This window comes from Paenibacillus polysaccharolyticus, assembly GCF_900102085.1.
GTDB classification, from domain to species: Bacteria; Bacillota; Bacilli; order Paenibacillales; family Paenibacillaceae; genus Paenibacillus; species Paenibacillus polysaccharolyticus.
The window spans coordinates 136,907-148,086 of record NZ_FMVM01000015.1; the positions used below are offsets into that span (position 1 = coordinate 136,907).

The 11,180-nt window shown below is 47.8% G+C and carries 9 protein-coding genes; 1 reads left to right on the plus strand and 8 read right to left on the minus strand.

Going from position 1 to position 11,180, the window contains the following annotated elements; translation table 11 throughout:
• Positions 1-39: 39 nt before the first annotated feature.
• From BLQ13_RS20570 to BLQ13_RS20595, 6 genes are all read right to left on the minus strand, one after another.
• On the minus strand, positions 40-4,395 hold the full coding sequence (locus BLQ13_RS20570) for a BREX system ATP-binding domain-containing protein (protein WP_090923560.1): 4,356 nt from the start codon (positions 4,393-4,395) through the stop codon (positions 40-42).
• Between the two features lie 113 nt (positions 4,396-4,508).
• Positions 4,509-4,988, minus strand: a complete 480-nt coding sequence (gene rlmH / locus BLQ13_RS20575; RefSeq protein WP_062327777.1) for a 23S rRNA (pseudouridine(1915)-N(3))-methyltransferase RlmH — start codon at positions 4,986-4,988, stop codon at positions 4,509-4,511.
• 432 nt (positions 4,989-5,420) lie between these two features.
• Positions 5,421-5,621, minus strand: coding sequence for a hypothetical protein (locus BLQ13_RS28355; protein WP_139168930.1), 201 nt, complete (start codon positions 5,619-5,621; stop codon positions 5,421-5,423).
• Between the two features lie 56 nt (positions 5,622-5,677).
• The gene (locus tag BLQ13_RS20580; RefSeq protein ID WP_090923561.1) at positions 5,678-5,845 is read right to left on the minus strand and encodes a CxxH/CxxC protein; all 168 of its coding nucleotides are present in this window, start codon (positions 5,843-5,845) and stop codon (positions 5,678-5,680) included.
• A gap of 446 nt (positions 5,846-6,291) precedes the next feature.
• Complete coding sequence (locus BLQ13_RS28935; protein WP_244159401.1) at positions 6,292-6,813, minus strand: hypothetical protein; 522 nt, start codon at positions 6,811-6,813, stop codon at positions 6,292-6,294.
• A 595-nt stretch (positions 6,814-7,408) separates the two neighbouring features.
• Positions 7,409-8,686, minus strand: coding sequence for a S1C family serine protease (locus BLQ13_RS20595; RefSeq protein ID WP_090923563.1), 1,278 nt, complete (start codon positions 8,684-8,686; stop codon positions 7,409-7,411).
• A 597-nt stretch (positions 8,687-9,283) separates the two neighbouring features.
• On the opposite strand from BLQ13_RS20595, the gene BLQ13_RS20600 reads away from it, so the two are divergent.
• Positions 9,284-9,496 carry a hypothetical protein gene (locus tag BLQ13_RS20600; RefSeq protein WP_090923564.1) on the plus strand — a complete coding sequence of 71 codons (213 nt, stop codon included), beginning with the start codon at positions 9,284-9,286 and terminating at the stop codon, positions 9,494-9,496.
• Here BLQ13_RS20600 and BLQ13_RS20605 read toward each other — a convergent pair.
• On the minus strand, positions 9,465-10,271 hold the full coding sequence (locus BLQ13_RS20605) for an MBL fold metallo-hydrolase (RefSeq protein ID WP_090923565.1): 807 nt from the start codon (positions 10,269-10,271) through the stop codon (positions 9,465-9,467). The two genes, BLQ13_RS20600 and BLQ13_RS20605, sit on opposite strands and share 32 nt — an antisense overlap.
• A gap of 6 nt (positions 10,272-10,277) precedes the next feature.
• Positions 10,278-11,021: a two-component system regulatory protein YycI gene (gene yycI, locus BLQ13_RS20610; RefSeq protein ID WP_090923623.1), complete on the minus strand. Its 744-nt coding sequence runs from the start codon at positions 11,019-11,021 to the stop codon at positions 10,278-10,280.
• Positions 11,022-11,180 lie beyond the last annotated feature (159 nt).

The following is an 11,180-nucleotide window of genomic DNA, read 5'->3' on the forward strand; positions in this document are numbered from 1 at the left end:
AACCAAAGTTAGTGTTTCGAAAATATTGTAGAAAATAGCCTAATTAATGAGTTCCAACTCCTTGGCACGGGCAATTGCCTGACTTCTTCGTTTCACTCCCAGCTTGCCGTATACATTATGAATATAACTTTTGACAGTTCCTTCGGTTAATCCGAATCGATAAGCAATCTCCTTGTTCGACAATCCATCTGTCAGCGCGTACAAGATCTCTCTTTCACGATTCGTGAGTGATTCGACTACCAGCCGTGAAGCTTCCTCAGAAGTGGATGACAAATGAGCTGACGAGACGATGGGTGAATCACTCTGGACGCGTGCTTCATCCAACGATGTCACATACATCATTCGGGCAGTCATTTGCTCCAGCATGGTCCTCGTATCCGGAGTGAATACTCCAGCTATGAGACTGTTCTCCAAGTAAAGCGCGAAGGGCATTCGTCTGCTTGAGAAAAGAACAGGCATACATAGCACGGATCGGGACTGGCTACTACTAATCGTAGGATCAGCGGAATAAGAGCTGTGCAACGCATCTGCAAGTATGACCGATTCTCCTGTTTTTAGTACATATCTGACAATCGACTCCCCATACGAAGCTCCCCTGTGATCGCTCAACGAGCCTTCATTTTCAATGGCGTAAATCTCTCCGCCGCTACCTACCATACACCCTCTTTCCGCTCCAGAATAGCGGATGGAAAGCTCCAGGAATTGATCCATTGTCCGACAATTGTCTAGTGCATCCATCCATTCCGGCTGCTGCTTAAATTGCCGATTGCCCGCAGTACGCCAAGACATACCTTCAGACCTTCTTTTGATTGCACCAGACTGCTCTATGAACATCTTGTCTTTCTCCACGCCCTCATTCGAAGCTGTTTGTAATCCTGGATGGCTTGCTCTCAGTTGCACTGCCTTGACCGTGGCACCCCATCTTGAATAAGCGTCACAAGCATCAGCGATAAGCGCTTCAGCACCGTTCATGCTCTCCATCTGCCGATAGAATACAGCGGCTCGCTCACAAGAGATCGCCTCCATCAGCCCCTCTCCTGCATGGCGAGCTACTCGTATAGCCCTTTCGTATAATCGTGCAGCATCGACTCTATTGCCCTCCATCCGATAACGTTCAGCGGATAACAGCAAATAAGTAGACGAAGTCTTGCCGCCATAGCCAGACCATCGCCTCATAGCACGTAAGTGCTTACGCAGCTTCATCCGTATCTTCTTCTGCTCATGGGGTGACACTTCCGAGTACATAGCAGCAAGCGTCAAGGAATAGTACATCCTTTGTTTGCGAACATGCGGCCGCGTCTGGAGGAATGTATTCCTCTCCCCTCTATGGGCCCATTCAAGAGCTTCACGATACCGACCGAAGAGATAAGCGATTTCCAGATTACAAGTGCATGTATAATAGACCTCATTATTCACAAAATCCTTGTATGTCTCATTCAGTAATGGCGTAACGTAGTCATCGTTATGTCCAGCCTCATCTTGCATTTGTGAGATATACCATTTTGCCCTTTGGAAAATGTTCATTGTGACGCCGTCTACAAGCTGCTGTGAAGTCTTTTCATATTCTTGTATCCGTGTAGCTAATGAATACAAATTCTCGGTGAAGTTGGTGATCGTCGTCATCATTGCAATTCCAACATAGGTTAGATTAGCCGATTCCATCCCAGCCTGGATCGATTTCTCAAACTTCTTGATTCCTTCATCCGGGTTGATAATTTCGACAAGACCTTTCAGATAATACAATCGGCTTTGCAGGTCTGCGCTATCAAAGGAAGAGGCTAGACGAGATGCCTGAGCTACATATTGAGTCCCCGTGCGGAAACCTGATATTCTATAAATAACCATCCCGTAGCTGGCAAGCATAAAGGAAAACGCCTCATTGCTTCCATGCTTTAGACCATATCGTACAAATCTTGAGAATAACACAGCTGATTGCTCAATACTTAGTACATAGGCAGGAAGCGAAATCGCCATGACCAGATCTGACAATGCTTTATAGTGTGAATCATGATTAATCGGCAAATGAGGAATATCGTTAGCCTTATTGAACAATGCGCTCTGGGTGAGCAGGATTTCCTTGATCACTAATGCTTTGGAAGGCTTGCTTGGGAACTTCCAGCCCAATTCTGCCAACGCCTGCTGCCCAATATGGACAGCTGTTTCATCCTTCTTCAGATACGAATACATGGCAATACGAATCAAATAAATACGAGAACGTTCAACCACGTTCGTTGTACAAGACATTAAGTTCGCCAGTAGTTCCTCCGCATGATCTGTATGACCACACATGTACTCACATTCGGTGATCTCCAGCATGATCCGGTAATCAAGAGAAGCTGTATTCTTCCAATCACCATTGGATAGGCGTAAAGCGATCTCATAGAAGTGAAGGGCAGATGTAAACGCGGTTGATGCCTTAGATTTCGATCCTGCCTCATAGTTAAATTCCGCAAGCTCTCTTTTCTCTGCGTCATCCTCTATTTTCTCACTGCCCAAATTCAAGTGGTGTACCCGATCAAAGATCGTAAATCCTCTTTCATTAGATAAATCATCGCGTATCAACCGGCCAATGGTCAGATGTAAGCTCGTTTTGTTTGATTCAGACATGGTCATGTAAGCTGCCTGTTGAATACGGTCATGCAAAAATCGATAACGTTCCACATCGTCTGACGCATCACTCTCATGTTCTCGAGAGATTAGTCCCTCTTCCTCTATGGCATGCAGAAGTGTGCGTACTTGCAGTAGAGGGTATCCGCTTACTAATGAGATCGTCAATGAACAGAAACGATGTCCGATAGCTGCACCTATCGCTAACAGCTCGATTTTGGCAGGGGATAGCATACGAATACGAGCCTCAATCAAGTGGACAATGTCAGGATCCTCAGGGATTTCCATAATGACAGATGGATTCCACGCCCATGACGCTTCTACCTCATCATAATAAATCTTATTCTCCCGATATAGCTTGTCTAGCAGACGATTCAAGTATAAGGGATTGCCGCCTGTTCGGTGGTATAACACCTCCGCGAGGGCGCGAATACGGGCTGAGTTCTCATCCAGAACATCGGATACGAATTGTCTCACTTCGATATAGGATAGCGCCTCAAGATGGATATGATGCACAGATAATTGTGATTCATTGTGCAAGGCAAGCGACTCCGCCATCCATGCTGCCGCATCCACTTTATTTCCTTCGTTTTTCTTCCAGCTCTGAGCGAATTCCTCCCGAAACGCGCTGATTACTAGTAAACCAGGTCGTGCCTGATCGTGTACAAGGGTACGAAGAACATCTATCGTAGCAGGATCTGCCCATTGCAGATCATCGAGGAATATAATTAAGGGATTCTGCTTATCCACAAACACCTTGATGAATATGGGTACTATCCGGTTAAAGCGAATCGCAGCCTCTGCAGGCTGCAGCGGTTCTATCGCTGGAATGACATCGAACAGCTCAGCAGCTTCCGGTAAAAGCTGTACAATAACGGCTGCTCCCTGGCCTAAAGCCTTTGTTAATTCCTTCTTCAATTTCGCTACTTGATCCGGCGATTCGCTCCATATTTGTCGAATTAGGCTTCGCAAAGCTTCCAGTAAAGAAGAGAACGGAATGTCGCGATTCATCATGTCACATTTGCCACTAATGAACCGGCCTCCATCCCTTCTAACTACCATCTGAAGCGCTCGGACGAGTACCGTCTTGCCACTGCCTGCACTTCCGCTGACGAAAACGAACGAGGATGCACCCTTTTTAGCCTGTTCGAAAGCATCTCTTAGATCTGCCGCTTCCCTTTCACGTCCAAAGAGAGTCTGAGTAATCCGAAACCGGCTGGCCTCATCTGCACGGGCGATTTCGAAAGAGGTCACTTCTCCCTTTTCTTCCAGCAATAAAGCGCACCGCTTCAAATCACTTAATAAACCATAAGCGCTCTGATAGCGCGCCTCCGGATCCTTCGACAACAGCTTCATAATAACAGCCTCAAGCGAGTCGCTCAGATCTGAACGCCATTCACTCAGCGGCTTCGGTACAACAGCAAGGTGCGCATGTATCCATTCTTCCGCACTGTTTGCGTGAAACGGCAGACGGCCTGACAGCATTTCATAATAGAGCATACCCAGGGAATACAAATCGCTACGCCCGTCTGGGATATAATTGATTTTGCCCGTTTGTTCGGGAGACATATAGGTGTAATCCGTCAGTTGCGAATCTGTGAGAATAACGACTTCCCGATTGGACTGAATTCGGATATTCGCTGGATTTAAATTTCCACATACTTCCTTACGCTTATGAGCATGTTGCACCGACTCCGTCAGTCCTATTGCTATATGTAAGAAGGTACCGACTTCCATTAAGGCACCGTCCATCATTTCATTTAAAAGAATCCCTTCTGTAAAAACCATCCCTGTTCCCTCTCCAATCCGAACGCAGTGCTTCTTGTTATTTTATCATTATTTTTGGGATGTTAGAGCCACGAATTTATTATTAAAGGGTATTATATGACGAAGGGCTTTGCTTATTTATGATACGGTTCTCCCCGATTTATCTTCACCGCGCGATAAATCTGCTCCACCAACACCAGCCGCATTAATTGATGCGGCAAGGTCATGCGCCCGAAGCTCAAGCGCTGCTTCGCGCGGCGCAATACCTCATCGGAGAGCCCGTGGCTCCCTCCGATGACAAACACGACATGGCTCGTCCCATACGTGCCGAGCTTGTCGATCTCCATAGCCAGCTCCTCGGAACTCCAGAGCTGGCCATCCAGTGCGAGCGCAACGACGTGCGCTTCGCTCTTCACATGCGCGAGGATGCGTTCGCCCTCGCGCTCTTTTACCGCCCGTACCTCGGCTTCGCTCAGGGTATCGGGCGCTTTTTCGTCTGCGACCTCGATCATCTGAAACTTGATGTACGGGGCGAGCCGCTTGGCATACTCCTGAATGCCCAGCGTTAAATATTTTTCCTTCAATTTGCCTACGCCAATAATTTGAATCAACATGTGATCATTCCTCCTGAATCGTCCTCTTGCCATCCATCTATCTCTCTTAGATGCTTCAATCGCATCGCTCATCCATCAAAATCATTCCAAACTCTAACGATCACCACAAACCTTATTCAGCCCGAATTGCCCACTTTTAAAACCTAACGATCACAGATGACGCTATTTCGCCCAAATTGAGCATTTTTCGCTCTGTTTGCTGTGATTTTCCCAAAATAAGCTTTCTACGAATCGTTAGAATTTCAACCACGCTCATTTTGCCCAAATAAGGTTTCTCATGATCGTTACAATTCTCACCCGCTGACCACGCCTTTAATTACTGCAAAATGCCCTAACACATTCAGCTCGGCGGCTCACAGCTCATATATGCCAATGTCTGTGCCTTGCCGCTCCCACACTCATATTCTCAACGTTCTGTGCCTACCCTTTCTCTTACCACTCAAAACTCGCTAATTCTTGATTCCAGCCCATTAGATCGCCAGCCCCCATACTCCCCCCGCCACAGCCGCTCGCTCTCCCACAAATGCAAAAAGAGCGCTCAACACGCTCTCTCTGCACCTTGCTGTGATGTTCATACCGGATCGAACCAAGTCTAACGCCAGAGATACTATCTATCGCTGCTACGCCATGCACAACAACATCTCATAGCACCATCCAATAGCACCCCTAGCGGCTTGCTCTACAGTACGCTAAACGACAAGGAATTCCGCGTGCTGATCGCACTCAGCGCATTTGGCAGGCGGGTCCCAGTCGGCAAATTCCGTCTCCTTCAAATCCACGATATCTGGAGCGTCCTCATATTCATCCACAAACATGTCGATGGCAATGTCCACGTGTTCTTTGCATACAACGTACATCCGTCAAGCATCCTTTCTGTCACCAGCTATGTTCCCGATTCACAACCGCTTATCCCATTACAGGATAGCCACTTCTCAGTTCTATCACACCTGCCGCGGAAAAGAAACCCCCACCTCGCAGATCCGCGCAAAAAATTGCCACTCTTACACCGAAAAGCCTTCCTCTTAGCATTAGCAGATATATCTTGCCCTCTTCTGTCTTACCAAACTCAAAAACCAGAATTATTTCCTATAGCACCTAAGATACCAAAGCAAACCATCGCATATAAAAAAGCACCCCCTCAACGATACCCACCCACAGGTATCATTGCTGGAATGCTTCAACTTTAATTTTAACTTCAAGCGTCCATTCACGCTTTTACTCTTATCCTTACTCTACCCTTGTCGTTACCTTTGCTCTATCTCTGATCTTGTCCGTATATTTATCCTTACCCCCAGCTCCCAGCCTACTCCAATCCCGACTGAGCCTTCGTAAGCAGTTTCCCGCCTTGAAAAGCAATTACCGCGTTGCCGCCGTTACCAGCCGTGCCTTTATAGTTGTACACCACCATGTTCTCGGCTTCACTTAGCGCTTCACCTTCACCGCCTAGAATATTGATGACCTCTTCCACGGTCATGCCAACCTCCAGCTTCTCATACTGGGCAAACGTAATCAGTACCCCATCTCCTTTTCCAGCAGACCCGTTGTTTCCGCCAGCTGTCGGTGTTTTGCCACCCGTCCCTTGTCCAGCAACGCCGGCTGTACCAAATTCATTCAGCTTTTTCTCAAGTGCCGCAATTTTCTGCGCCTGCTCATCGCTTTTAATTCCCTGCTCGGTCAGCTTTTTCTCCAGGCCAGCAATCTTCTCCTGCAACGCGCTCGTATCTACTGATGCAGCTGGTGTGTTCTCCGATCCACAAGCAGATAACAACAGCATCGATAGTGCCAATCCTGTTCCACCAAGTACCTTTTTCTTCAATAGATTCATCTCCGAATCCCTCCATTTTCAGATTAGCTAGCCAGATCACACGTTATCCAGCTGTTATTTGCAACAACGATCTATGTAAACACATTAAGAACAGTTTACCATACAGGCGAACAAATGTATCTGCGCCTTTCGCTCCAAGTCTTTCTGTCTATATAAATTGAACTAAAGATTTCACACAGTCCACTCCGATGACAGAATAACCAGGAGAGTAGCGGTTATCCCCAGATTTTTTTTAATTCCCTTTTCCAAAGGGAAAATCCGGTGATAAGCGTATGCTTCCGATGTAGCTTTCTTGCAGAAAGCTTTCAGGCGAGCGCTTCGCTTTTCCAGGTTTTTTCTGTCCTCTTCGTTAACGTGTAAAAGAATAGTCCAACTTATATAGTTGTGTCCTGCCCTACCCTTAGGTTCTACCCCATACCCATGAACATAAAAAGAGTGGTCAGATATATTCTGATCACTCTCTCTACTATCATCTTGACTCATGATCAACTTATCAGTATGGCCATGTTCCATGACATATGATCATTTCAGTGAAACAACCTGCACATCATGCCTCACTGTCACAGGCCCACAAACTTCATAAACTCCACAAGCCTTACTCCGGCTTATCCGTCAGCTTCACAGAGACTTTCTCCGCTTTGCCATCCCGATAGAATGAGACCTCTATTGAATCGCCGATCTTTTTCTTGTCGTACAGGAATTTCCGCAGGTCCAGCGTGGAGGTAATTTTTTGCCCATCAAATTCCGTAATCACATCGTTCAGCTTCATGCCTGCCTCGGATGCCGGGCCGGAAGCTTCCAGTACGACTACACCGCTATCCACGTGGGATGGCAGTTTGAGATCCTTGCGCTGATCATCATCCAGTGGAGCATATGGATTGCTCAGATCAACCGTGTACACGCCCAGATAAGGACGGTATACTTTGCCGTTCAGCAAAAGGGAATCCACCGTTTTCATCACTTCGTTAATCGGAATCGCGAAGCCGAGACCCTCAACGCCGGTATCCGAAATTTTCATCGTGTTGATGCCTACAACCTTGCCGTTCAGATCAACCAGTGCTCCGCCGCTGTTGCCTTCATTAATGGCTGCATCTGTCTGAATAACGTTTTGCTCCCAGTCGTATACCCCGTCCTGATTAATGGATACGGGCAAAATCCGATCCGTATAACTAACGATCCCCGATGTCAGCGTACCGCCAAGACCCAGCGGATTACCGATTGCCAGTACCGTCTGGCCGCGTTGCAGCTTGCTGGAATCACCGATTTCTGCCGCGGCTCCGAGGCCTTTATCGTCCGTTGATAGTACCGCGATGTCACTCACCCGGTCTTTACCTACCAGTTTGGCTTTATGTGTTTCCCCGTCCACCGTCACGATCTCCAGATCACTGGCACCTTCCACGACGTGGTGATTAGTCATAATGTAGGCTTTGCCATCTTCTTTTTTGAAAATAACCCCGGACCCCAGCGCGGAATCTTCCATCGACAGGCTACTGCCTGTTTTATGATTCACGATGCTGACAACAGAAGGACGTACTTCTGCCGCCGCGTTGATGATGCGGTCGTAAGGATCAGCGACCTGTGCGGTCTGTGCAGTTCCACCACCTTGACCTGCCGCATTCGCCAGAGGTAATTGCGTTGCAGGCTGGCTGATGAAGCTGAACAGCGTAACCGTCACGATGGAGCTAATCACCGAACTGATCACAGCTACCTTGACGGTAGAACTGAATTCCGAGCGTGATCTACGCGGATTGCTCCAGCGATCACGTGCGCGTTTTCCGCCTCCCGGGCGGATGATCTGAAGTTTGCCTTTCTGTTCAGGTTCGGCGCGTCTTGATACCTTGGTTGAATAAAAATCGTCTCCAAACAATCCCATCGTGATCCTCTCCCCTTCGTTGTCACGCATCAAGACCCTGACTGCCGCCCAAGTTATTGCATGGATGACCAGTGAAACTCCCTGTCTCCCCATGCCTTTTTGCTTTTTAACAAAATGGTCTTGCACATCGCTACATTCCCGAACCAGACCAGGAACGAACGTATATATACAACAGGATGGCACTGCATCCGTGTGCTCTATCAATCATGCTCTCGCCTATTGCGAGATTTGAGATTCCATTTCATACGCAAAAACAGCCAAAATCATAATACTCCTTATATACTAAACACTTTATATCCCAAAAAGTTGCATAATTACGTAAATAAACGTAAATTTTCGCGATAACTCCCTTAACAATAAAGGTTCATACTATCTATCACCACAAAATGGGATACGCTAAGCGTTATTCTTTCGAATTCATCAAACTTTTTCAATCACATTTCATTCCAAATTCAAAGCGGTACAGCTACAGTTTCAGCATACACATCCCGCCCGGAGAATGTTAGCGGCAAAAAGAGGAATGTTTTCCACCCAGCCTGACTACAATAATAGTAAAAGAACAATTCAAAGCTTCATAGAATGAAGGAGGATTCCACAATGGAACGCACGCGAACACTCACAGCTATGGACGAAGTTCATATGGCGGCCAAGCTGGCTGATCTCAAAGAAGAACATTATCGTAACACACTCGCGCTCAGCACCATCATTGAACTGCTTATTGATAAAGGCATCCTCACACGCGAGGAAGTGGAGCGCAAAGCCGCCGAACTGGACAGCTTTATGGCTCACCCACCCTATCCCATGGTGTAGGACGATCATAATACGTATCGCAGAGCTTGAACTCATGGTCCCGATAAAAACAGCCACGGCTTTCCATCGCATCACGCACCGACATTTTAGCCAAATCCATCATATTATGATCCCGGCTGAGATGTGCCAGATACGTACGTTTGATACGTCCATTCATCAGTTCACTAAGCGCCGCACCTGCGGCTTCGTTCGACAAATGCCCGATGTCACTCAGAATCCGGCGCTTGGTGTTCCACGGATACCGCCCCATGCGCAGCAATTCGACATCATGATTCGCCTCCAGCACGAGCACATCCGAGTCCGAGATCGCATCGCGAACCTTGTCGCTCATATAGCCGAGGTCTGTCGCCACGGACAATTTCTCGCTGCCATCGTCGAATGTATAACCTACCGGTTCAGCCGCATCATGCGAAATACCGAACGACTCTACGCGCAGCGAGCCAAAATCATGCTTCTCACCAGTTTCAAATATTCGCCGGTTCTCCTCCGGAATCGCTCCGACCGACTTCTCCAAAGCCGCCCACGTATTCGTATTTGCATAGATCGGTAAATTATATTTCCGAGACATCGCGCCTAGTCCTTTAATATGATCCGAATGTTCATGTGTCACCAGAATGCCATCCAGTTCCGTTCCCGAAATCTCCCGTTCCAGAAACAATGCCTCCAGCCGCTTCGCGCTAAGACCCGCATCAATCATGAGTGAAGTGCCCCCATGCTGAATGACTGTGGCATTACCTGTCGAACCACTGGATAACACCGTAAAATATATCCCCATAACGCATTACTCCCCTGGTTTATCTGACTTGGGACTGAATACATCCCCACTGATGCCCTGCACGTACAACACTTCGCCACTTTCCAGCACGAACCGCCATGCCGGCATCGCTACCTGTATATCTGAATTGAACAACTGGCCGTAATAGCCCAGCTGTATATCTTTCACAATTGCATTGTTTGGCAAAAAGTTTTCGATCAGCGTTCCCAGCGCCTTTGACGCCGGAAGTACCTGCTGATCGCTCTCCTCGGCGGTTGTAATCCGCACGGGAGTCTGATGATAACCCGTGATTTTCTGATCGCTGTAGAACAGCTCCAGACTCACGTTAAAGAGCGGCCATTTGCCGTCCACCAGCGGGTGGAGCACAAAAGCCCCATCTTCCGCCATCAGCTGATCCAGCCGGTACGTGCCGATTTGCGGAATCTCCGCCTGCAGCGCGTCCGCCAGCTCGCTTGGCGAGAAGATCAGCTTGCTGTCCACCGGCTCCTCCAGCTCCACTTCAATCCCCGACTTGTCCTCTTCGGTAAACTCATAGGACAACTTCGGCAGCTTCGGCGTTTCATTTGGAATCGGCGCCAGCACCTGAATTCCTTTCTCTTCCATCGCCTGCTGTGTATTATCTGCGAGCGAGGTGAAGTCCAGATTGGCTCCAGCCGTCTCGCGTGCATCCATCCAGATCTGATATCCCAGCACCAGATTCAGCAGCAGAAATGCATATATTAATACATTTTTCGCCCGTCCCCAATCCAGACCATTCACCTCCTTATTTACCCGATCGCCTAATATATCCTTGCTTCCACGTTGCCAACGCAGCCTCGTATCCTAATAACCCGTAGCCCCTTCAGGCTAACGATCACCAGGAACCTTATTTGCCCCATTTCAGGCTCATTTTAATTCTAACGATCAGGA

Bases quoted from the DNA above. Each gene is read 5' to 3' on its own strand.
- BLQ13_RS20570 (WP_090923560.1), bottom strand. From the start codon at position 4,395: ATGGTTTTTACAGAAGGGATTCTTTTAAATGAAATGATGGACGGTGCC.
- rlmH (WP_062327777.1), bottom strand. From the start codon at position 4,988: ATGTTGATTCAAATTATTGGCGTAGGCAAATTGAAGGAAAAATATTTA.
- BLQ13_RS20580 (WP_090923561.1), bottom strand. From the start codon at position 5,845: ATGTACGTTGTATGCAAAGAACACGTGGACATTGCCATCGACATGTTT.
- BLQ13_RS28935 (WP_244159401.1), bottom strand. From the start codon at position 6,813: ATGAATCTATTGAAGAAAAAGGTACTTGGTGGAACAGGATTGGCACTA.
- BLQ13_RS20595 (WP_090923563.1), bottom strand. From the start codon at position 8,686: ATGGGATTGTTTGGAGACGATTTTTATTCAACCAAGGTATCAAGACGC.
- BLQ13_RS20600 (WP_090923564.1), top strand. From the start codon at position 9,284: ATGGAACGCACGCGAACACTCACAGCTATGGACGAAGTTCATATGGCG.
- BLQ13_RS20605 (WP_090923565.1), bottom strand. From the start codon at position 10,271: ATGGGGATATATTTTACGGTGTTATCCAGTGGTTCGACAGGTAATGCC.